This is a genomic window from Pseudomonas palleroniana, assembly GCF_003031675.1.
GTDB lineage: Bacteria > Pseudomonadota > Gammaproteobacteria > Pseudomonadales > Pseudomonadaceae > Aquipseudomonas > Aquipseudomonas palleroniana.
This window is the reverse complement of sequence record NZ_PYWX01000019.1, coordinates 97,746-119,651: the sequence shown is the minus strand read 5'-3', so window position 1 is coordinate 119,651 and position 21,906 is coordinate 97,746. Positions and strand designations below refer to the sequence as shown.

Annotated in this window: 18 protein-coding genes and 1 pseudogene; 13 read left to right on the top strand and 6 right to left on the bottom strand. The window is 62.5% G+C overall.

All coding sequences use genetic code 11. The features are described 5' to 3' along the window. Nucleotides 1-92: 92 nt before the first annotated feature. Genes C9383_RS06955 through C9383_RS06935 form a run of 5 tightly spaced genes read right to left on the bottom strand, consistent with a single transcriptional unit; the run spans nt 93 to nt 4,499 of the window. Nucleotides 93-815, bottom strand: coding sequence for an ABC transporter permease (locus tag C9383_RS06955; protein WP_161548163.1), 723 nt, complete (start codon nt 813-815; stop codon nt 93-95). Nucleotides 816-850: 35 nt separating this feature from the next. Next, on the bottom strand, nt 851-2,050 hold the full coding sequence (locus tag C9383_RS06950) for an ABC transporter substrate-binding protein (RefSeq protein ID WP_090370835.1): 1,200 nt from the start codon (nt 2,048-2,050) through the stop codon (nt 851-853). Beyond that, nucleotides 2,037-2,840 (bottom strand): ABC transporter ATP-binding protein, encoded by an 804-nt coding sequence (locus tag C9383_RS06945; protein WP_090370833.1) that lies wholly within the window; start codon nt 2,838-2,840, stop codon nt 2,037-2,039. The genes C9383_RS06950 and C9383_RS06945 overlap by 14 nt, the downstream gene beginning before the upstream one ends. Next, nucleotides 2,837-3,898: an acyl-CoA dehydrogenase family protein gene (locus tag C9383_RS06940; protein WP_090370831.1), complete on the bottom strand. Its 1,062-nt coding sequence runs from the start codon at nt 3,896-3,898 to the stop codon at nt 2,837-2,839. Before C9383_RS06940 ends, C9383_RS06945 begins: the two co-directional genes overlap by 4 nt. Nucleotides 3,899-3,938: 40 nt before the next feature. Further along, the gene (locus C9383_RS06935; RefSeq protein ID WP_090370829.1) at nt 3,939-4,499 is read right to left on the bottom strand and encodes a carboxymuconolactone decarboxylase family protein; all 561 of its coding nucleotides are present in this window, start codon (nt 4,497-4,499) and stop codon (nt 3,939-3,941) included. Nucleotides 4,500-4,601: 102 nt separating this feature from the next. Here C9383_RS06935 and C9383_RS06930 point away from each other — a divergent pair, with 102 nt between their 5' ends. Continuing rightward, nucleotides 4,602-5,507: an AraC family transcriptional regulator gene (locus C9383_RS06930; protein ID WP_090370827.1), complete on the top strand. Its 906-nt coding sequence runs from the start codon at nt 4,602-4,604 to the stop codon at nt 5,505-5,507. On the opposite strand, the gene C9383_RS06925 is transcribed toward C9383_RS06930, so the two are convergent. Next, nucleotides 5,504-6,415: a LysR family transcriptional regulator gene (locus tag C9383_RS06925; protein WP_090370825.1), complete on the bottom strand. Its 912-nt coding sequence runs from the start codon at nt 6,413-6,415 to the stop codon at nt 5,504-5,506. The genes C9383_RS06930 and C9383_RS06925 overlap by 4 nt on opposite strands. 117 nt (nt 6,416-6,532) lie before the next feature. Between C9383_RS06925 and C9383_RS06920 the strand changes: the two genes are divergently transcribed. From C9383_RS06920 to C9383_RS06870, 12 genes and pseudogenes are all read left to right on the top strand, one after another. Further along, complete coding sequence (locus C9383_RS06920; RefSeq protein ID WP_090370822.1) at nt 6,533-7,528, top strand: aldo/keto reductase; 996 nt, start codon at nt 6,533-6,535, stop codon at nt 7,526-7,528. Nucleotides 7,529-7,670: 142 nt separating this feature from the next. After that, a pseudogene (locus C9383_RS28620) lies at nt 7,671-8,804 on the top strand (cache domain-containing protein); the annotation flags it as partial. Between the two features lie 15 nt (nt 8,805-8,819). Further along, nucleotides 8,820-9,665 (top strand): methyl-accepting chemotaxis protein, encoded by an 846-nt coding sequence (locus C9383_RS28615; RefSeq protein ID WP_413037848.1) that lies wholly within the window; start codon nt 8,820-8,822, stop codon nt 9,663-9,665. Between the two features lie 91 nt (nt 9,666-9,756). Beyond that, nucleotides 9,757-10,215, top strand: coding sequence for an SRPBCC family protein (locus tag C9383_RS06910; RefSeq protein ID WP_090370819.1), 459 nt, complete (start codon nt 9,757-9,759; stop codon nt 10,213-10,215). Between the two features lie 81 nt (nt 10,216-10,296). Then, the gene (locus tag C9383_RS06905) at nt 10,297-10,743 is read left to right on the top strand and encodes a DUF411 domain-containing protein (protein WP_090370817.1); all 447 of its coding nucleotides are present in this window, start codon (nt 10,297-10,299) and stop codon (nt 10,741-10,743) included. Next, a complete protein-coding gene (locus C9383_RS06900) occupies nt 10,740-11,183 on the top strand; it encodes a YqaA family protein (protein WP_090370815.1) in 444 nt (147 codons plus the stop codon). The genes C9383_RS06905 and C9383_RS06900 overlap by 4 nt, the downstream gene beginning before the upstream one ends. 44 nt (nt 11,184-11,227) lie before the next feature. After that, entirely contained in the window at nt 11,228-12,229 is a 1,002-nt protein-coding gene (locus C9383_RS06895; RefSeq protein ID WP_090370813.1) for an alpha/beta fold hydrolase, read from the top strand. 25 nt (nt 12,230-12,254) lie between these two features. Next, a complete protein-coding gene (locus tag C9383_RS06890; protein WP_090370811.1) occupies nt 12,255-13,208 on the top strand; it encodes a D-2-hydroxyacid dehydrogenase family protein in 954 nt (317 codons plus the stop codon). A gap of 534 nt (nt 13,209-13,742) precedes the next feature. Then, nucleotides 13,743-15,296, top strand: a complete 1,554-nt coding sequence (gene glgA, locus C9383_RS06885) for a glycogen synthase GlgA (protein WP_060752715.1) — start codon at nt 13,743-13,745, stop codon at nt 15,294-15,296. 19 nt (nt 15,297-15,315) lie between these two features. After that, nucleotides 15,316-17,061 (top strand): malto-oligosyltrehalose trehalohydrolase, encoded by a 1,746-nt coding sequence (treZ, locus tag C9383_RS06880; RefSeq protein WP_090370809.1) that lies wholly within the window; start codon nt 15,316-15,318, stop codon nt 17,059-17,061. Beyond that, a complete protein-coding gene (gene malQ, locus C9383_RS06875; RefSeq protein ID WP_090370807.1) occupies nt 17,058-19,142 on the top strand; it encodes a 4-alpha-glucanotransferase in 2,085 nt (694 codons plus the stop codon). Before treZ ends, malQ begins: the two co-directional genes overlap by 4 nt. Next, entirely contained in the window at nt 19,139-21,889 is a 2,751-nt protein-coding gene (locus C9383_RS06870; protein WP_090370805.1) for a malto-oligosyltrehalose synthase, read from the top strand. The genes malQ and C9383_RS06870 overlap by 4 nt, the downstream gene beginning before the upstream one ends. Nucleotides 21,890-21,906: the final 17 nt, after the last annotated feature.

The window sequence follows — 21,906 nt, the reverse complement described above, 5'->3', positions numbered from 1 at the left end:
CCCAGTCTTTTCAAACCAAGAGCTGGGGGCCGCTTCGCAGCCCAGCGGGAGCAAGCTCCCTCGCCACGGGTCAAGATACCCAATGAACCGTATCAACGCGCATGCACCCACCGCTGATGCAGCCAGCGCGCCAACGCATCCAGTGCAAAGCCCAGCAGCCCGATCAGCACCACCATGGCCATCAACTCCGAATACGCCAACCGATCGCGGGTGTCGAGAATGTAGTAGCCCAACCCGGCACTGACTCCGAGCATTTCGCACGGCACCAGCACGATCCACAAGATCCCGATGGCCAGGCGCACGCCCGTCAGCACATGCCCTACCACACCGGGAATGATCACCCGGCGCAACGTCTCCCAGCGCGTGGCGCTCAAGCTCTTGCTCAACTGTAGCCAGCGCGGGTCCAACTGGCGCACGCCGGCGGCGGTATTGAGCATGATCGGCCACACGGCGGCAAAGGCCAGCAAGAAGTAGATCGGCTGGTCGCCGACGCCCATCAGCATCACCACGATAGGCATCCAGGACAGCGGTGAAATCATCCGCAGAAACTGAAACGCAGGCGTCGTCGCGGCCTCCAGATTACGCGAACTGCCCACCAGCAACCCCAGCGGCACCCCTGCCAACAATGCCAGGAACAAGCCGACGAAAATGCGCTTGAGGCTTACCGCAACGTGCAGGTACAGCTCTCCACGCCCCAGCAGTTCCCACAAGCTGCCGGCGGTGGCCGCCAGCGAGAAGCGCGCCGACAAACCGTCCGCCTCGCCAAACACCTTGACCCCCAGCCACCACAGCCCCAGCAAACCTGCCAAGCCCATCAACCCGAGCAGCCAGCCCGGGATTACGCGGTTGTTCAAACGCCGATCTCCTCGTGCCGTTCAAACCCGTCCGGCAAACCGAACGTCTGCATGCCGCCGACGGCCTTGATGGCGTTACGCACGAAGCGGTCATCCACCAGGTCCTTGGCGACAACCGCCGGGTCGAGGTCGGCGAGGAATTTCTTGTCGCCCTCGATCAGGGTGTCCTTCAGGCGGCGCACCAGTTCTTCGGTGTAGCTGGGAAACGGGTAAGGTTGAAAGTCGATACGGTGTTCGTCCCAGTCGGCATGCCGGATCGCGCCATCTGCCAGGTAGGCGGCGCGGTCGCCGGCCAGCGGTGCCAGGACTTTACTCAACACCGGTTCGGCATGGGGCGTGTAGCGGTTCGGGCCGTCCTTGGAGAGCAATTTCACCGCCGCTTCGCGATTGTCACGGGTCCACACCTGGGCCTTGACGATAGCGTTCACCACCTTCTGCGACCACTCGGGACGGTTGGCCAGGTCATGCTCGTGCATGAACACCACGCAGCACGCGTGATTGCGCCACACATCGCCGGTAAAACGTTGCACGCGGCCCACCTTGAGGTTTTCGGCCAGGGCATTGAACGGTTCGGCAACGATGTAGCCGTCGATACGCTTGCTGGCCAGGGCCGGCGGCATGTCTGAAGGGGGCAGCACGATCAGGTTGACCTCGTTGGCCGCGATGGCAGTGCCCGCGGCGCGAGCCACGGGGGTCAGGCCGTTGTCGCGGAACAACTGCTGCACCACCACGTTGTGGATCGAATACCAGAAGGGAATCGCCACCGACTTGCCGCCCAATTGCTTCACATCGGTAATCCCGGGGGCCACGGTCAACCCGGAGCCGCCGACGTGGTTCCACGCCACCACCTTGGCCGGCACTTGGCTGCCGTAACGCGCCCAGACGGTCATCGGCGACAACAGATGAATCACGTTGACCTGCCCGGAAATGAACGCCTCGATCACCTGGGCCCAACTGCGCAACAGCACCGGGCGCTCGGCCTTGATGCCTTCGGCTTCGAACAGGCCGTTGTTATGCGCGACCAACAGCGGCGTCGCATCGGTGATCGGCAGGTAGCCGATGCGTACCGGCGCGTCCGGCTCGCTGGCGGCGCGCGCTTGCAGGCTGCTCAGCAGGGGCAAGGCACCGGCGGCGCTGAGCACCGCCGAGAGTTTGAGAAAGTCACGGCGCGAGTGGGTCAGGTCATCCAGACACATGGTTAAGCTCCTGTTGTTCAAGGGGGTTGGGTTGAGGGCGGCTCGCCTGCCGTAAGGTTTTCAGAATGTCGATACGCAGCGCACCGATGGCCTCCACCTGCTCTTCCCGAGGTTGCGGCAGGTCGATGTGCCATTCGCCCAACGTGCGCGCCGGGCGGTTGCCCAGTAGCAGGATGCGGTCGGACAACAGCAGCGCTTCGTCAATATCGTGGGTGATCAAAACCGCCGCCGAGCCTTGCTCGCGGTTGACCTTGAGCAACAGGTGCTGCATATCGGCGCGGGTCACTTCGTCCAGGGCACCGAATGGCTCATCCAGCAGTAGCACCTGCGGTTGCCGCGCCAGGCAGCGGGCCAGCGCCGTACGTTGGGCCATACCGCCGGACAGCTGTGCCGGAAACTGCTGGCGCGCGTGCTTCAGGCCGACGGCGGCGATAGCATGGTCGACCCGCTGACGGCGCTGTTCGTGGCTCAAGCGCGGTTGGCGGTCGAAATCCAGGCCAAAGGCGACATTCTTTTCCAGGTTCAGCCAGGGCAACAAGCTGGGGTCTTGAAAGGCGACCGCCACGCGCGGGTGCGGGCCGTTCAACGGTTCGCCCAGCACGGTGACAGTACCGCCCTGGGGCGCCTGCAAACCGGCGAGCACCCGCAGCAGGCTCGACTTGCCGACGCCGCTGGGACCCAGGATCGACACCACTTCACCGGCTTGCAAATGCAAGTCAAAGCCTTGCAGCACCGGGCCGGCGGTGTACCCCAGGCAAATGCCCTGGGCGCTCAGAACCGCCTGGCTCACAGGCTGGCCTGGCGCTGAAGCTCGGTGCGCAGTTGCACCAGGCTTGGAGTCACGATCGGCACAAAGGCCGACTCTCGCCAGCGCCGGGCGAAGCCGCTGCCGTGGGCGGTGAGGTAAGCCTTGCCGCCGCTCGCCTGCAGCTCAAGTTGCACGGCACTGCCGGCGGTTTCGGCCAGGGCGATGCGCAGCTTGAACAGCGGCACCGGCTCTGCGGCGAAACGTCCGGCGAGCAAGCCATTCTTGAGCTCGGTGACCAGATGATCCAGGGTTACCCGCAGCGCTTCCAACTCATCGCGCAACACGGTACGGCTGGCACCCAAATGGTTGGCCACCTCTGCCAGGGAACGACGCGCCAGGCCAATGGACATGCCACATTGCAGTCCCAGGAACGCCGGGCGTACTGCCGGCAGGAACTTGCGCGCATCCTCATGCAACAACCAGTCACGACTCAGCGCGACGCCTTCCAGGCCCAGGGCGGCCGTATTGCTCGATTGCAGGCCCAGCAGGTCCAGGTCGCGGGAGCGCTGCAAACCCGCCACGGAATCCGGGATCGCCAGGATAAACGGCGCTCCACCCTGAGCGTCCTCGATCGCCGCCGCCGCGACAAAACCGTTCTTGCGCAGGTTGGTCACCCAATGCAGGCGACCGTTGAGGGTCCAGCCGTCGGCGGTCGGTTCGGCGCTGATCTGCAACGCCTCTATTCCGGACAAAAACTTCATCGCATTCGACAGCCCCGTGGCCCCGGCCAGCTTGCCGCTGAGCAAGTCCGGCATCAGCTGGTCACGCAGCCGTTCATTCGGGCTTTGCAGCAAATATTCGATAAAGGAGCGCTGGCCCCAGCAGACAAACGCCGCCGCCAGGGAGTGGCTGGCGACATTGGCGATCGCTTCCACCGCACCGGCCACATCACCGCCCAGGCCGCCGAGGTGCTTCGGCACGCCGATACGTAACACGTCGGCTTGCGCCAGGCGTGGCAACACTTCCTGCGGATCGCAACTGCCCACATCCAGGGCCTGCGCTTGAACATCGAGCCAACGGCTCAAAATTGGGTCAAGCATTTATGTATCTCCTTTTTACAGCAGGTGGACCATCGCCGACTCAGCTGGCCGGTTGTTCCCAACGGTATTGCGCCAACTCAGGGTTCAGCGGGGTACGCGCAAACACGTTAGCGAAGTTGCACAGGGTTGCCAGGCTGACGCCCAAAATAACCTCCAACGCCTGACCCTGCGCATAACCGGCGGCGAGAAATGCCTCAAAACCGGCGTCGCTGACATCGCCACGGGTGGCGATCACTTCACGGGTAAACGCGGCGAGTGTCTCATAGCGGGCGTTGGGCAGCTCACCGCGCTGGCGCAGCGCGTCGATCACTTCTTCAGGCAACTTGGCTTTGTTGCGCGCCACGGCGGTATGGCCGGCGACGCAAAAATCGCAACCGTGGGTGGTGGCCGCAATCAATTGCACCACTTCACGGTCGGCCAGGCTCAGTTGCGCCTTGGCGTTGAGGCCGGACACCGTGACGTAGGTTTCCAGGGCCGCTGGTGCGTTAGCCAATACAGCAAGCAGATTAGGGATGAACCCCGAGGTTTTCTGTGCATTTTCAAGGAAAGGCTTGGCGGCTTCCGGCGCGGTTTCCGGGGTCAACAAGGGTACACGGGACATGGAGTGGTCTCCTGATGGGTTCGTGTAACCAGTCTGTTGGTTATAAAAAATCGACTCAATAGGCTAAAGTAGCGATTACTTGCTCTTGAGTCTTTCCTTTAGATGAATTCGTCCAGTGCCCTTGTCGATTGGTTATTAGACAGCCTCGAACTCGATACCAGCCTGTTCCATGTCGGCCGCTATTGCGGCGACTGGCATGCCAGTACGCATGGCCTGGCCAGCGCCAGTTTCCATCTGATTGTGCAGGGTGAATGCTGGCTGCATATCGAAGACGATCCCGTGCCCCAGCGCTTGAATAATGGCGACGCCGTGTTTCTCTTGCGTGACCTGGCCTATCGGCTCTCGGGTGAAGCCACGGCCGCCGGCGCCCGGGAATGTCCACGGCGCCCGATGCTGCCCCTGGACAGCACGGCCAATGATGGCGTGGGGCTGGTCTGCGGTTTCTTTCATTTCCAGTCCGGCTTGTCGGCCATGATTGTCGATACCCTGCCCGCCTGGATCATTCTGCGCGCCGGTGACCCGTCACTGACCGCCGCACGCAATCTGTTCGAACTGATCCTGCAAGAGTGCCAGCGTACCCCCGCGCCCTCTCCCACCTTGCTTGAGCGTCTTTGCCACTTGTTGTTCCTGTATGTGCTGCGTCAGCAAGTCATCGACAACACCGATCTCGGCGGCCTGGCCGCGCTGGGTCGGCAACCGGCGTTTGCGCAGTTGCTGGAACAGTTGATCGCCCGCCCGGCCGATCCCTGGACCCTGGAAAGCATGGCGGCCTGCACCGGTTTGTCGCGCTCGGCGTTCTTCAAGCGTTTCAACGAATTGTGCGGGCAGTCGCCGGGGCAAGTGCTGCTGATGATGCGCATGCGCCATGCCTGCCAGTTGTTCAAGCAGGACCAGACCGTGGCCGACGTGTCGCTGGCGGTGGGTTACCAGTCGGTCGCCGCCTTTACCCGGGCTTTCCATAAAGTCACCGGGCAGCAACCGGGCGCCTATCGCCGGGCACAAGCCTAGCGCCGCAAGCCATTGCCCGGTCGAGCGCACAGTTCCACCAGCCAATCGACAAACACCCGCACCCGCAGCGACAACTGGCGGTGCGGTGGGTACAGCGCCGTCAAGGCCATCGGCGGCACCGCCAACTGGGGCAACACTTCCACCAATGTGCCCTGCGCCAGGCGCGCCATTGCATGATAGTGCGGCGCCTGGATCAAGCCATAACCCGCCTCGCAGGCGGCGAAATAACCGTCAGCGCTGTTGACCGCAACGGTCTTGGCCAGGTTGATCGGACGCAGTGCATCGCCGATCTGGAACTCCAGGCCAAACCGTTTGCCGCTGGCGCTGGAGATGTACTCGACCATCCGATGCCCGGCCAGGTCGTCGATGCACTGCGGGACGCCCATGCGCGCCAGGTAATCCGGGCTGGCCAAGGTCATTTGATCGAGCATCACCAAAGGCCGCGCCACCAGCGATTCATCCAGGGCCGGGCCGCCGCGCAGCACGCAATCCACGCCCTCGCGGATCAGGTCCACCGGGCGGTCGTTGAGGCCGATTTCCAGGTCGATCTGCGGGTAACGGGCGGTAAAGCTCGGCAACGCCGGGATCACGATAAAACGCCCGATACCTGACGGCATATCGATGCTCAAGGTTCCGCGCGGGTTCTGGCGGCGCGTGGAAAACACCGCCTCGGTTTCCTCCAGGTCCGCCAGCAATTGCACACAGCGTTGGTAATACGCAGCGCCGTCCAACGTCGGGCTGACCTGGCGCGTGGTGCGCTGCAACAGTTGCACCCCCAAGTGGGCTTCCAACTGCTTGATCAGGATGGTCACCGATGCCCGTGGCAGTTGCAGGCTGTCAGCCGCCTTGGCAAACCCGCCCAGTTCGACAATCCGGGTAAACACGCGCATTGCATTAAAACGGTCCAAGGGACGGTTGCTCCTGGATTATTTAGATTTTACGAATACTGATAGTGCTTTTAGCCGGTTTATCTAAGTTTTGTCGAGGATAACAATGGCGACCTTCCCCACACAGGAGCTGAACCCATGCACACTCGTCAACTCGGCAAAAACGGCCCCACAGTCAGCGCCATCGGCCTCGGCTGCATGGGCATGACCGATTTCTACACGACCGGCACTGACACCCGGGAAGCCATCGCCACCCTGCACCGCGCCCTGGAACTGGGGGTCAACTTCCTCGATACCGCCGACATGTACGGCCCGCATACCAATGAACAACTGATCGGCAACGCCATCGCCGGCAAGCGCGACCAGGTATTCCTGGCCAGCAAGTTCGGCATCGTGCGCGACCCGGCCAACCCGGCACTGCGCGGCGTGAATGGCCGCCCCGACTACATCCGCAACGCCATCGACGGCACGCTGAAGCGGCTGGGCATTGAAACCCTGGACCTGTACTACCAGCACCGTATCGACCCGGATGTGGCCATCGAAGAAACCGTCGGCGCCATGGCCGAGTTGGTCAAACAGGGCAAAGTCCGTTACCTGGGCCTGAGCGAAGCCAGCGCCGCCACCCTGGAGCGCGCCCATAAGGTGCACCCCATCACGGCCCTGCAAAGCGAATATTCGCTGTGGAGCCGAGACCAGGAAGACAACGGCTGCCTCGCCGCCTGCCAGCGGCTGGGCATCGCCTTTGTACCGTACAGCCCGCTCGGGCGCGGTTTCCTCACCGGCGCACTGAAAAGCCCGGACGACTTCGCCGCCGATGACTACCGTCGCTTCAACCCACGTTTCCAAGGCGAGAACTTTGCGAAAAACCTGCGGCTGGTCAAACAGGTGCAAACCCTGGCGGCGGACAAAGGTGTGACCGCCGGGCAACTGGCATTGGCGTGGGTGCTGGCGCAGGGTGATTTCATCGTGCCGATTCCGGGCACCAAGCAACGCAAGTACCTGGAGGAGAACGTCGCGGCGGTTTCGATCGTACTGAGCGAGGCTGAGCGCGCCGCGTTGAATGCGATTTTCCCGGCCGATGCAACCGCAGGTTCGCGCTACCCGGAAGAAGTCATGGCCATGCTGGATATCTGATCCGCAGCACTTGGCAGCGCCGCCGGCCGGCGCTGCCACTTTCTTGCACGATAGTACCTAAAGCTCCGTCATCCCAAGCCGATAGCCCTACGAAGCTCCAACAAAGCCGCGTCGACAATAAACGCTTCGTAAGGACGGTCCCATGCCTGCACTGCGCTCCATCCAAGCCCGCTATACCCTGTTTCTGGTGCTGTTCGTCCTGGTGTTATTTGTATTGACCGTCGTGGGTATCGGCCAGTTGGTCGCGCCCAAGCTGCGCCATACCGAAGAACAGGTCGTACTCAACCGCATCAGTGAAGTCGCCGAACAGATCCAGGGCGAGCTGAACAAGGTTCAGGCCCAGCAACGCACCATCACCCAAACCATTCCCCTGCTCGACAGTGACGCCATTGATAAGGTACTGCCTGGCCTGGTGGACCAATATGGTGAGCTGAAAGTGTTTGGTGGCGGGATCTGGCCGTTGCCCAACCAGCGTACTCCGGGGCGCAATAAACACAGCACGTTCTGGCACCGCGACGCCTCTGGCAAGTTGGCGGTCAACACCTTCTGGAACAGTGACGCCGCGCCCAACTATTACGACCAGAGCTGGTACAAGGGCGGCCTCGCCTCCCCCCGTGGCCAGTGTGCCTGGGCCGCCGCCTACAAGGACGACGCCAGCCAGGAGCCGCGCACCAACTGCGCCATGGCGATCCAGCGTGACGGTGCCGCCTATGGCGTGGCCACCATCGACGTGACGCTGGGTTTCTTCAATGAGCTGGTGGCCAACAAGGAAAAAGACATCGGCGGGCAGATGCTGATCGTCGAGGGCGACGGCAAGATCATCAGCAACAGCTCGCGCATCAGCGGCCCGGTGGTCTTGAAAAACATCAGCGAACTGGCCGCCACCTCGGCGTTCGCCGCCCAGGTCAGCCAGGCCCTCGCCCACCGCGACCAGGCGCTGCAACGCAGCGAGTTCGACAACCAGGGCGTGGCCAGTACCTTCTACTTTCGCGCCATCGAGGGCACGCCCTGGTTCCTCGCCACCGCCCTGCCGACTTCGCTGATTACGGCGCAACGCGATGACGTACTCAGCAGCCTGGCCCTGCTGCAAATTCCGATGGTGTTGCTGCTGGTGATATTGGCCGTCTATGCCATTCGCAAGCTGGTACAGCGTATGAAGACGCTGAAAACCAACATCGACGCCCTGTCCACCGGGGATGCCGACCTGACGCGGCGGATCACCATCCGCGCCGAAGACGAACTGGGCGCCATCGGTCATTCGGTAAACCGTTTTATCGTCTACCTGCAAAACATGATCGGCGAAGTGACCCAGGCCACCGGCGCGATGTCGTCGAGCCTTGAGCAGTTGCAGCAAACCTCGGCGCACACCAACCAGATCCTGATGCGGCATGCCAGCGAGACCGACCAGACCGTCACGGCGATCACCGAAATGAGTTCCACCGCCGACACCGTCGCGCAAAGCGCCGCTGAAACCGCCTCGTTCACCCGGCGTGCCAACGAGCACGCCGATCACTCCCGTGTGGTCGTGGGCGAAGCGTCCAGTAGCGTCAGCGCTCTGATCGACGAAGTCGCCAGCGCAACCCATACCGTGGAGAACATGCGCCAGGACGCCGCGCGCATCACCGAGACCCTGGGGGTGATCGGCGCGATTGCCGGCCAGACCAACCTGCTGGCTCTCAACGCGGCCATCGAAGCGGCCCGCGCGGGTGAGCAAGGTCGTGGGTTTGCGGTCGTCGCCGATGAGGTGCGTGCGCTGGCGGCGCGCACCCAGGCCAGCACGTCGCAGATCAACGAGATGCTGGCCCGCTTGACCAGCGGCGTGAGTTCGTCGGTGGCCGCCATGGAAAACACCCAGGCCAGTTGCCAGTCGGCAGCGGACGCCACGGCACGGGTCAACACCGGCCTGGATGAGATGGCCGGCTCGGTCAGCCATATCAACAACCTCAGCACCCAGATCGCCACGGCCGCCGAGCAGCAAAGCGCAGTGACCGAGGAGATCAACCGCAGCATGGTGCAGATCCGACAAATGGTCGAGGAACTGGTGCATAGCGGGCATGCCACGCAAAACAATACCCAGAGTCTTCTGGACGCTAATGGCCGAGTGATTGCGTTGATGAGTCGCTTCAAGGTGCGCTGAAAAAAACACCGGAACACTCCCGTGCAATGCTCGGGAGTGGGACTATTCTGACAGTTCCTAGTGCAAATTCCCGCCACACAGGAGGTGTGTGATGCACGTTGTTGAGCATTCGATCCGCTTGGAGCAGGTCAGTCAGGAACGTTTTATTCAGGCCCCCATCGACCTTGTCTACGATTACGTGACCCAGCCGGATCGCTGGCACGAATGGCATCCGACCTCACTCAGCGCCGAGACCGGCACCAGCGGTTCACTGCCGGCCGGCACTCGTTTCACGGAAATTATCGATCTCATGGGCGTGCGGGTGCCCATGAGTTATCGCGTGCAGGTCGCCCGGCCGCCCAACGAATTCAAGACCGTGTTCACGTCTCTGGCCGTTGACGGCTCCATTCACTATTTCCTGGTGCCCCACCAAGGCGGCACGTTGTTCAAGCGCGTGCTGACCTACGAAACCGAATTGCAATTGACCAGCTTGCGTGAGCGCATGGTCCAGCTTTCGGCTACGGCCCTCGACCGGCTTAAATGCAGGCTGGAAAACCCGCCCTTCGTATAATTTAGAAACATTACAACAGTGTCCCAACCAAAAAAGCAGGGAGAATGCCCGGCTTACTGCCCGGTATTGGACGACACCCGAATGAAAAACCCATTGCGCTTGGCCCTGCTTTCAGCCCTGTTCACCAGCACCCTGGCCCAGGCGGCCGACCTGATCCCGATCGATGTGCACCGCGACGCAAATTGCGGTTGCTGCAAAAAGTGGATCAGCCATCTGCAAAGCAACGGCTTCAAGGTCAACGACCACGTCGAGGCGGATATGAGCGCCGTCAAACAGCGCCTGGGCGTGGCACCGCGCTTGGGCTCTTGCCACACCGCCGTGATCGACGGCAAGTTCGTCGAAGGCCACGTGCCCGCCGAACAGGTGCTGGCCTTGCGCAAACGCGACGATCTGCTCGGCATTGCCGCGCCGGGCATGCCGATGGGCTCGCCCGGCATGGAAGTCGACGGTCACAGCGAGGCCTATCAAGTGATCGGCCTGACCCGGGACGGCAGCGATGTGGTGGTGGCTGACTACCCCGCACGATGATCGCAGGTTACCTGGGCTTATTCGTGGCGGCCTTCGGTGCCGCCACCCTGCTGCCGTTGCAGTCCGAAGCGGTGTTGGTCGGGCTGCTGCTCAGCGGGCACTACAGCCTCTGGCTGCTGCTGGGCATTGCCACCCTGGGCAACGTACTGGGCTCGCTGGTGAACTGGTGGCTGGGGCGCTGGGTTGAACACTTCAAGGCCCGGCGCTGGTTTCCCGTCAGCGCAAAACAGCTGGACAAGGCACGGCGCCACTATGAGCGCTGGGGGCACTGGACGCTGCTGCTCAGTTGGGTGCCGATTATCGGTGACCCGCTGACCCTGGTCGCAGGCGTCATGCGCGAGCCGCTGTGGCGCTTCCTGCTCCTGGTGACACTGGCCAAAAGCCTGCGCTACGCCGTGCTCGCGGCGCTGACGTTGCACTGGGTGTTAATCCCCACTTAATCCCCTCCAAACAGCATCCGGGCATCCTATTCGGAGCACGTCCCATGTCTTTCGTCCGCGCTGCCTGTCTGTCCGGCCTGTTCGCCCTGGGTACCGCCCCGGCGTTTGCCGCCACCTACGGGCCTCAGTTGCAAGGCTTTGAATACCCGTATCCGGTGCAACATTTCGACTTTCAGTCCCAAGGCAAACACCTGCAAATGGGCTATATGGACGTTCCCGCCAAAGGCCACGCCAACGGCCGCAGCGTGGTGCTGATGCATGGCAAGAACTTCTGCGGCGCCACCTGGGAAGGTTCGATCAAAGCCCTGAGCGACGCCGGCTACCGGGTGATTGCGCCGGACCAGATCGGTTTCTGTACCTCCAGCAAGCCCGATCACTACCAGTACAGCTTCCAGCAATTGGCAATCAACACCCATCAGTTGCTGGAAAAGCTCGGCATTCAAAAGGCCACGATCCTCGGCCATTCCACCGGCGGCATGCTGGCGACCCGTTATGCACTGCTCTACCCGGCACAAACCGAACAGCTGGCCTTGGTCAATCCCATAGGCCTGGAAGATTGGAAAGCGCTGGGCGTGCCTTATCGCAGCGTGGACCAATGGTACGAGCGAGAGTTGAAACTCAGCGCCGAGGGTATCCGCAAGTATGAACAGGAGACCTACTACGTCGGCCGCTGGAAGCCCGAATACGAACGCTGGGTAGATATGCTCGCCGGCCTCAACCAGGGCCCGGGGCATACCCAGGTCGCATGGAACTCGGCGCTGATTTACGACATGATCTTCACCCAGCCGGTGTACTACGAGTTCAAGGACTTGCAGATGCCGACCCTGCTGCTGATCGGCACCGCCGATACCACGGCAATCGGCAAGGACCTTGCGCCACCTGAGGTCAAGGCGAAGATCGGCAACTACGCCGTGTTGGGCAAGCAGGTGGCCCAGTTGATCCCCCACGCAACCCTGGTGGAGTTCCCCGGGCTGGGGCACGCACCGCAAATGGAGGAGCCGGCCCAGTTTCACGCGGCACTGTTGCAGGGTTTGAACGCCCTTTAATCCCATTTGATCGAGGCACGGGTGAATGTCATTACAGATAGCAGTCATTGATGATTGGCAGCAGGTGGCCAGTGGCGTGGTGGATTGGTCAGGGCTGGCGCCAGTTGGCCAGGTGCACTTCCTGCACGACTACCCGGCAGACACCGCGACGATGATCGAACGCTTGAAGGGCTTCGAGGTGATCTGCGTGATGCGTGAGCGCTCCACCTTCGATAAGGCGCTGCTGCAGGGCCTGCCTGATCTCAAGCTGCTGGTGACCGGCGGCATGCGCAATGCCGCTATCGACATTGCCGCCGCCCAGGCCCTGGGCATTCAGGTGTGCGGCACCGACAGCTATAAACAGGCAGCGCCGGAATTGACCTGGGCCTTGATCATGGCCGCCACCCGCAACCTGCTGGCCGAAGCCAACTCGTTGCGTGCCGGCGGTTGGCAAGTCGGCCTGGGCGGCGACTTGTATGGCAAGACCCTGGGCATTCTCGGCCTGGGCAGTATTGGCCAGAAAGTCGCGCAGTTTGCCCAGGTGTTCGGTATGCGCGTCATCGCCTGGAGTGAAAACCTGACCCCGGAACGGGCCGCGCAATGCGGTGTAACCTGGGTCAGCAAACAGGCGCTGTTTGAACAAGCCGACATCCTCAGCGTGCACTTGGTACTCAGCGAGCGCAGCCGCGGGCTGGTCGACGCCAAGGCGCTGGGCTGGATGAAACCGACGGCACGCTTGGTGAACACCGCACGCGGGCCGATTGTGGATGAACAGGCGCTAGTGGCCGCGCTGGAAAGTGGTCGCTTGGCCGGGGCCGCCCTGGACGTATACGGCGAAGAGCCACTATCGGCGGACCACCCCTTCCGCCGCCTGCCCAACGTATTGGCCACGCCCCATATCGGCTATGTGAGCGAGCAGAATTACCGGCAGTTCTATCAGCAGATGATCGAGGATGTTCAAGCTTGGGCGGCCGGTACGCCCATTCGCGTATTGGGCTGACGCACCCTGCACCAATGCTGGGAGCGGGTTTGCACTGAGGTGGGGCGTTTTCCGTCATCTGTAGTGAGCGGGCTTGCCCCGCGCTGGGTGGCGCAGCCGCCCCAAACCCAGGCACCTCGGTCGTTCTGAAATACCGTGGCGTCTTTGTTGGGGCGGCTTCGCCACCCAGCGCGGGGCAAGCCCGCTCACTACAACCTGCGGTTTTGGGGTTAGAAGTTTTTTGTCCTACAAAATTTCCTTAGAAAGCCTACAGGCTCTGGGATCTGTCCTAGACTCATGACCGATGGGTCCGTTCCAAAACAAAAACCCCGCAAAAAATCTAAACTTTCCAACTCGGCCACTGGTCAAGTTTTAAGGTAGGGCGAGCACACTGGATTAACCCCCCAATGCCCGCCCATCCAATCTATTTCTGCCAACCGTGCAACTGGCATAAGCCTTGCCAGAATTGTATTGCACTTGTGCGCGTGGCCGCAGGATGCGGTCATCGAGCTAGTGGCAGCGGGCCACTAACCGACCCTACACGTGGAGAGAACTATGATCAGTGCCGTTTCAAGTATTCAGGGAGAACGTGTTAGTCAGCCAGTTGGCGGGGCGAGCTCTTTAGTTGACATCAACACGGTGCGGCCGGTCGTGAGTCACAACCCCAATCGTAAAAAAGTCCTCTTCGTCACCTCCGAATTCGCCGACCTGGTGAAGACCGGCGGCCTGGGCGATGTGTCTGCCGCCCTGCCCCGCGCCATGGCGCATCTGCACGATGTGCGAGTGTTGATCCCGGGTTATCCGCAAGTGATGGAGAGCGACAACCCGATTCATATCATTGGCGAGCTGGGCGGTCACGCCGCGCTGCCGCCGTGCAAGATCGGACGCATGGACCTCAAGGATGGGCTGGTCATCTACGTGCTGATCTGCCCCGAACTCTACGAGCGTGAAGGCACGCCCTACGGCGCCAATAACGGCCGCGACTGGCCGGACAACCATATCCGCTTCGCCCGCCTGGGCCTGGCCGCCGCCGACATCGCCGCCAACCTCGCGCAGATCCACTGGTGCCCGGACCTGGTGCACGCCCACGACTGGCCGGCGGGCCTGGCCCCGGCCTACATGCACTGGCGCGGGTCACGCACGCCGACCCTGTTCACCATTCACAACCTGGCGTATCAGGGCGTCGTCAGCCTGGCGTCCACCCCGGAGCTGGGGATTCCGCCGCATGCCCTGCAACAGGAAGGCATGGAGTTCTACGGCAAGATGTCGTTCCTCAAGGCGGGCATGGCCTATTCCAGCCATATCACCACGGTGAGTGCCACCTACGCCCAGGAAATCACTACCCCCGAATTCGGCTGCGGCCTGGATGGCTTTTTGGCCAGCAAGACCCAACAGGGTCTGCTCAGCGGTATTCCCAACGGCATTGATGAAAGCTGGGAAACGTCCACCGACACCCACCTGGTCCACAACTTCAATATCGGTGACTGGAACGGCAAGGCCATCAACGCCGCCCACGTGCGCGAACTGTTCGGCCTGCACGACTCCACCGGCCCGTTGTTCGCCGTGGTCTCGCGTCTGGTCTATCAGAAAGGTCTGGACCTCACCGAGGCGGTGGCCAGCTTTATCGTCGAAAACGGCGGCCAGATCGCCATTATCGGGCGTGGCGAGCCGGAAGAAGAACAGGCCATGCGCGAGCTGGCCCTGCGCTTTCCCGGTCAAGTGGGCGTGCGGATCGGCTTCAACGAAACCGATGCCCGCCGCATGTTCGCCGGCAGCGATTTCCTGTTGATGCCATCGCGCTACGAACCCTGCGGCTTGAGCCAGATGTACGCGCAGCGCTTCGGCTCGCTGCCGGTGGCGCGCAATACCGGCGGCCTGGCCGACACTATCGAAGATGGCGTGACCGGCTTCCTGTTCAATGAATCCACGGTGGACAGCTATAAAGCCGCTCTCACCCGCGCCTTCAAGGTATTTGCCTTCCCCGGTTTGCTCAATGCGATGCGCAGCCGCGCCATGACTCAACCGTTCAACTGGTGCCAGGCCGTGGAACCCTATGCCGAACTCTACGAACAACTGGTGGCCAAGGCTTTAGGGAAATCGGCCAAGTAATCAAGGGAGGTCTTCACAGATGCCGTCATGGACTCTGGAAACCTGGCCCCACGGTGCAATCATGCTGGACGCGCAACACACGCGTTTTGCCTTGTGGGCGCCAGACGCGTTTTATGTCAGCGTTGAATTCAAAGACGGAAAATCCATTGCCATGCTGCCCCAGGCAGATGGCTGGTTCGAAGTAGAGGTCAAGTGCCCGGCGGGCACTTGCTACCGCTACAACATCGACGGTGAAACCGATGTCCCCGACCCGGCGTCCAGGGCCCAGGTCTCGGATGTCCACGGTTGGAGCCGGGTCGTCGACCCGCTCGCTTACCCCTGGCAGAACAGCCACTGGCAAGGCCGGCCCTGGCATGAAGCGGTGATCTACGAGCTGCATGTCGGGGCACTGGGTGGCTACGCTGCCGTTGAAAAACACCTGCCACGCCTGGCTGAACTGGGCTTCACCGCGATCGAACTGATGCCCTTGGCGCAGTTCCCCGGCGAACGCAATTGGGGCTACGACGGGGTGCTGCCCTATGCACCGCAGGCCTCCTACGGCACGCCCGAACAACTCAAGCACCTGATCGACAGCGCCCATGGACACGGCCTGGCGGTGATTCTCGATGTGGTCTACAACCACTTCGGGCCCGACGGTAACTACCTGGGCCAATACGCCAAGGCGTTCTTTCAAGAGGACGTGCACACGCCCTGGGGCGCCGGGATCGATTTCGATCGCCGGGAAGTACGCGACTTCTTCCTCGATAACGCGCTGATGTGGCTGCTGGAATATCGCTTCGACGGCTTGCGCCTGGACGCCGTGCACGCCATCGATAACCCCGGGTTCCTGCACGCGTTGGCGCAGCGTGTGCGCGAACAGGTCGACCTGGGCCGCCAGGTGTGGCTGGTGCTGGAAAACGAGCACAACCAGGCCAACCTGCTGGAACAGGATTTCGATGCGCAATGGAACGACGACGGCCACAATGCCCTGCATGTGCTGCTGACCGGCGAGACCGATGCCTATTACCGCGACTTTGCCGCAGACACCACGGCCCAGTTGGCTCGCTGCCTGAGCGAAGGTTTTATCTACCAGGGGCAGGCCAACCGCCACGGCGACCCTCGCGGTGAGCCCAGCGGGCATCTGCCGCCGAGTGCCTTCGTACTGTTCTTGCAGAACCATGACCAGATCGGCAATCGCGCCTTGGGTGAACGCCTGCATCAGTTGTGTTCACCCCAGGCCCTGATAGCCGCCACTACGTTATTGCTGCTGTCGCCGATGATTCCTTTGGTGTTCATGGGCGATGAGGTGGCGGCCGAAGAACCCTTCCTGTTTTTCACCGATCATCACGGCGAACTGGCTGAGGCGGTACGCGAAGGCCGACGCAATGAGTTTGCCGACTTCGCCGCCTTCAATGACCCTGAACAGCGTGAGCGGATTCCCGATCCCAATGCCCTGACAACCTTCCAGCGTTCGATCCCTTCGTTTAGCGATAACGAACACACCCAGCTCTACCGGCAACTGCTGAGCCTGCGTCACCAACATATCGTGCCCCACTTGCCCGGCTGCGTGGCTCTCGGGGCGCGGGTGCTGGCCGACGGCGCCGTCAGCGCCCGCTGGCGGCTGGGCAACGGCAGCCTGTTGCAAATCGACCTCAACCTGAGCGCCGAGCCCCTCGAACACGCAGCGCCGCACGCCTGTCTTTTCCAAACGCCGGCCAACCAGGGCGCGCTGCTGGCGCCCTTCAGCGCACGCGTCTTCCTAACCCCTGTTGGAGATCACCCTTGAGCGAAGCGAACCTGGAAATCCTCGCCAGCCGCGCGGGCCTGGCCGTCGATTGGATCGACGCCAACGGCCGCCCGCAACATGTGAAACCCGACGCCCTGCGCGCGGTGCTCAAAGGCCTGGGCCACCCGGCCGACACCGACGCCGAGATCGACGCCAGCCTGCTGGAACTTGAGCAGGTGCAACAAGACAAGCACCTGCCGCCCCTCATGACCATCGACTCCGGTGAGCCCTTGGACCTGGCGCGCTACTTCGCGCCGGACACGCCCTGCCGGGTCAGCCTGGAACAGGGTGAAACCCTGGAGTTGCGCCTCGACGGTAATGCCGTGCTGCCTGGCATCATTGCCCTGGGCTACCACTGTGTGCATATCGCCGACCAGACCTTCACCCTGGCCGTGGCTCCCGACCACTGCTACAGCGTGGCCGAGGCGGTCGACAGCCGTCCCGCCCGCGCCTGGGGCCTGAGCGCCCAACTGTATGGCCTGCGGCGCCTCGGTGACGGCGGTTTTGGCGACACCCTGGCCCTGGAGCACCTGGTCCGTTCCGCCGCCGAACGCGGTGCCGACGCCCTGGCGATCAGCCCGATGCACGCCATGTTCAGCGCCGACACCGAGCGCTACAGCCCTTATTCACCGTCCAGCCGCCTGTTTCTCAACAGCCTGTATGCCTCCCCGGCGTGCATCCTGGGCGAGCGTGAAGTACGCAACGCGGTTGCCGCCGCCGGGTTGGAAGAGGAACTGCATGCCCTTGAACAACTGCCGCTGATCGACTGGCCCGCCGCCGCCAAGGCCAAGCAACGCTTGCTGCGCACGCTGTATGAAGATTTCCGCCAGGGCGAGCACCCGCAACACGCCGACTTCCTCAGTTTCCGCCAGACCGGCGGTGAAGCCCTGGAAAACCACTGCCGCTTCGAAGCCGTGCAAGCCCAGCGCGCCGCGGCCGGCGAAGACCTCGACTGGCGCCACTGGCCACAAGACTGGCGTACCCCGCAGAGCCCGGCCCTGGCCCAGTTCGCCGAGAAACACCGCGACGAGATCGGCTACTTCGCCTTCTGCCAATGGCTGATCGCCCGTAGCCTGCAACGGGCACAGCAAGCCGCCCGGGGCAGCGGCATGGGCGTTGGCCTGATCGCTGACCTGGCCGTCGGCGCCGACGGCGGCGGCAGCCAGGCGTGGAGCCGCCAGGATGAACTGCTGGCCGACCTCACCGTGGGAGCACCACCGGACATCCTTAACCGCGCGGGCCAAGGCTGGGGCATCTCCGCATTCTCCCCGGAGGGCCTCAAGCGCAACGGTTTCCGCGCTTTCATCGAGATGCTGCGGGCCAACTTCGCACATGCCGGCGGCCTGCGTATCGACCATGTGATGGGCCTGCAACGCCTGTGGGTGATCCCCAACGGCGCGTCGCCACGTGACGGGGCGTACCTGTATTACCCGGTGGATGACATGCTGCGCCTGTTGGCCCTGGAGTCCCACCGCCACCAGGCCATTGTGCTGGGTGAAGACCTGGGCACGGTGCCCGACGGCCTGCGGGAAAAACTCAGCGGCCGCTCGATCCTTGGCATGCGCGTGCTGTTGTTCGAACAGAATCACGATGGCCAATTCAAACCGATTCTCGACTGGCCGGATAACGCCCTGGCCACCACCAGCACCCATGATTTGCCAACCCTCAACGGCTGGTGGCACAGCCGCGATATCGAATGGAATATCCAACTGGGCCTGATCGATGCCCCCACCGTAGAGCAATGGAGCGAACACCGCCTGCGTGAACGCCAGGCGTTGCGTCAGGCGTTGAGCCAGGACCCGCAGAATTTCGTCGATGAGATCCGCAATGAGACCGACCATATGATCGATGCCAGCGTGCGCTACCTGGGCCACACCCGTGCACCGTTGGTGCTGCTGCCCCTGGAGGACGCGCTGGGCCTGGAAGAGCAGGCCAACCTGCCCGGCACTACCGACACCCACCCCAATTGGCGCCGCCGCCTGCCCGGCGAGGCGTCCAGCCTACTCGACAATGCCGGTGCCGCCCGCCGCCTCGAACTGCTGGCCGTAGCCCGTAACCAGGCCCACGAGCGTGACCGATGAAAGCATTCCCTTTACGCGCCACCCAACGCCTGCAATTTCATAAAGGTTTCACCCTCGATGATGCGGTGCCGCTGGTGCCGTATTTCGCCCGGCTCGGCATCAGCCATCTATACGCCTCACCACTGCTCTGCGCCCGGGCCGGCTCCATGCACGGGTACGATGTCGTCGACCCCACCCGCATCAACCCGGAGCTGGGCGGCGAGCCTGCCCTGCACCGCCTCGTGGCCACCTTGCGTGAGCACGGGATGGGGTTGATCCTGGATATCGTCTCCAACCACATGGCCGTCGGCGGTGCCGACAACCCCTGGTGGCTGGACTTGCTGGAGTGGGGCCGCCTGAGCCCCTACAGCGAATTCTTCGATATCCAGTGGCACTCCCCCGACCCGCTGCTCAAGGGCCAACTGTTGATGCCGTTCCTGGGCAGCGACTACGGCGAAGCCTTGCAAAGCGGCACGCTGACCCTGCATTTCGATGCTGAACACGGCGCTTTCTACGTCGAGCATTACGAACATCGCTTTCCGATCTGCCCGAGAGATTATGGCGTGATTCTCGGCCACGATGAATCGCTCAAGCCATTGGCCGACCGTTTCAGCGCCCTCGCCTATCAGGACGATGCCTACCGCGAAGCGGCCGCGCTCAAGCAGGCGCTTGCCGAGCGCGCGAGCAAAGTGTCGCCGGCCATCGAACAGCGGCTCAAGGCGTTCGACAGCCGCACGCCTGAGGGCTTTGAGCAACTGCACCAGTTGCTGGAACAACAGACCTACCGCCTGGCCAGCTGGCGTACCGCCGCCGACGACATCAACTGGCGACGCTTCTTCGACGTGAACGAACTGGGTGGCCTGCGCGTCGAGCGCAGCGCCGTATTCGAGGCCACCCACGCCAAGATCTTCGAACTGATCAGCCAGGGTCTGGTGGACGGCCTGCGCATTGACCATGTCGACGGCCTGGCCGACCCACGGGGCTATTGCCGCAAGTTGCGTCGTCGAGTGGATGCGCTGGCGCCCGGGCGGCACGTGCCGATCTTCGTGGAAAAGATTCTGGGCGAAGGCGAAACCCTGCGCCAGGACTGGCAGGTGGACGGAACCACCGGCTATGAATTCATGAACCAGCTGTCACTGCTGCAACATGACCCGCAAGGCTTTGAGCCGCTGGCGCAATTATGGACGCACCATAGCGAACGTCCCCCGGCATTCATCGAAGAGGCGTGGCTGGCGCGCCAGCAAATCCTCAACGGCTCCCTGGCCGGCGACTTTGAAAGCGTTGCCCAGGCACTGTTGCAAGTGGCCCGCGACGATGTGATGACGCGCGACCTGACACTGGGCGCGATCCGCCGTGCGTTGCAGGCGCTGATCGTGCATTTCCCGGTGTATCGCACTTATATCAGCGCCCAGGGCCGCAGTGCCGACGATGAGCGTGTCTTCCAACACGCCATGAGCGGCGCCCGCGAGATCCTGAGTGAAGGTGACTGGCCGGTGCTCGACCACCTGGAAAACTGGTTGGGCGGCCAGCCCTGGCGCAATCGCCCGCGCGGCCGCGAGCGCAAGATACTCAAGCATGCCTGCGTGCGCTTCCAGCAGTTGACCTCGCCGGCCGCGGCCAAGGCCGTGGAGGACACTGCGTTTTATCGTTCGGCGGTGTTGCTGTCGCGTAACGATGTGGGCTTCAGCACTGAGCAGTTCAGCGCCTCCCTGACCGACTTTCATGCCGCCAACCAACAACGCTTGCAGAGCTTTCCCGATAACCTGCTGGCCACCGCCACGCATGACCATAAACGCGGTGAAGACAGTCGTGCGCGCCTGGCGGTGATCAGCGAGTGCGCACCGTGGTACGCCGAACAAGTGCAGCACTGGCGCCACCTGGCGACGCCGTTACGCGAGGATGGCAATAGCCCCTCGGCCGGCGATGAACTGATCCTTTATCAAGTACTGCTCGGCAGTTGGCCGCTGGACGCCAACCCTGACCTTGAGGGCTACCAGCAACGACTCTGGCAATGGCAACAGAAGGCCCTGCGCGAGGCCAAGTTGCAGAGCAGTTGGAGCGCACCGAACGAAGCCTATGAGAAAGGGGTTGAAACGTTCCTGTCGCGCCTGTTGCTCAGCCCTGAAGGCCAGCCATTACGCACTGCGCTGGCGCAAGCCGCCGAGGCCATCGCACCGGCCGGCGCCTTGAATGGTCTGGCGCAAACCTTGCTTCGCCTTACCGTGCCGGGGGTGCCGGACCTATACCAGGGCGATGAGTTCTGGGACTTCAGCCTGGTGGACCCGGACAACCGCCGTCCGGTGGATTTCAGCGCACGGCAACGCGCGTTGCAGGCACCACCGGGCATCGAAGAAGGCTTGTCCAACTGGCGCGATGGGCGTATCAAACAAGCGGTGATCGCCCAGGCACTGGCCTTGCGCAAGGCCCACCCCGAAGTGTTCAGCCGGGGCAGCTACACGCCCTTGGAGGTCGAGGGCACCCATGCCGAACACGTGGTCGCGTTCTACCGCGAACAGCAGGGCAAACGCGTACTGGTGGTGGTGCCACGCTGGCCCCATCGCCTGCTTGAAAACAGTGAACGGCCGCATATTCCTGCGCGGGTTTGGGGCGATACGCGGGTGAAATTACCGTTTACCGGCATAACGCAAAACTGGAAGGGACTTTTTCAAACGGGCGCAGTCACACCCAACAAGGAGCTGTTGATCAGCACTGCCCTGGGGGAATGCCCAGTCAATGTCTTTATCAATCCTGATGATCAAGAAAGCTGAAAATTTTCTGCGAGGAG

What these genes read in the sequence shown, in the direction of transcription:
- C9383_RS06955 (WP_161548163.1), bottom strand. Translation starts at nt 815, where the DNA reads ATGGGCTTGGCAGGTTTGCTGGGGCTGTGGTGGCTGGGGGTCAAGGTG.
- C9383_RS06950 (WP_090370835.1), bottom strand. Translation starts at nt 2,050, where the DNA reads ATGTGTCTGGATGACCTGACCCACTCGCGCCGTGACTTTCTCAAACTC.
- C9383_RS06940 (WP_090370831.1), bottom strand. Translation starts at nt 3,898, where the DNA reads ATGCTTGACCCAATTTTGAGCCGTTGGCTCGATGTTCAAGCGCAGGCC.
- C9383_RS06935 (WP_090370829.1), bottom strand. Translation starts at nt 4,499, where the DNA reads ATGTCCCGTGTACCCTTGTTGACCCCGGAAACCGCGCCGGAAGCCGCC.
- C9383_RS06930 (WP_090370827.1), top strand. Translation starts at nt 4,602, where the DNA reads ATGAATTCGTCCAGTGCCCTTGTCGATTGGTTATTAGACAGCCTCGAA.
- C9383_RS06920 (WP_090370822.1), top strand. Translation starts at nt 6,533, where the DNA reads ATGCACACTCGTCAACTCGGCAAAAACGGCCCCACAGTCAGCGCCATC.
- C9383_RS28615 (WP_413037848.1), top strand. Translation starts at nt 8,820, where the DNA reads ATGATCGGCGAAGTGACCCAGGCCACCGGCGCGATGTCGTCGAGCCTT.
- C9383_RS06910 (WP_090370819.1), top strand. Translation starts at nt 9,757, where the DNA reads ATGCACGTTGTTGAGCATTCGATCCGCTTGGAGCAGGTCAGTCAGGAA.
- C9383_RS06905 (WP_090370817.1), top strand. Translation starts at nt 10,297, where the DNA reads ATGAAAAACCCATTGCGCTTGGCCCTGCTTTCAGCCCTGTTCACCAGC.
- C9383_RS06900 (WP_090370815.1), top strand. Translation starts at nt 10,740, where the DNA reads ATGATCGCAGGTTACCTGGGCTTATTCGTGGCGGCCTTCGGTGCCGCC.
- C9383_RS06895 (WP_090370813.1), top strand. Translation starts at nt 11,228, where the DNA reads ATGTCTTTCGTCCGCGCTGCCTGTCTGTCCGGCCTGTTCGCCCTGGGT.
- C9383_RS06890 (WP_090370811.1), top strand. Translation starts at nt 12,255, where the DNA reads ATGTCATTACAGATAGCAGTCATTGATGATTGGCAGCAGGTGGCCAGT.
- glgA (WP_060752715.1), top strand. Translation starts at nt 13,743, where the DNA reads ATGATCAGTGCCGTTTCAAGTATTCAGGGAGAACGTGTTAGTCAGCCA.
- treZ (WP_090370809.1), top strand. Translation starts at nt 15,316, where the DNA reads ATGCCGTCATGGACTCTGGAAACCTGGCCCCACGGTGCAATCATGCTG.
- C9383_RS06870 (WP_090370805.1), top strand. Translation starts at nt 19,139, where the DNA reads ATGAAAGCATTCCCTTTACGCGCCACCCAACGCCTGCAATTTCATAAA.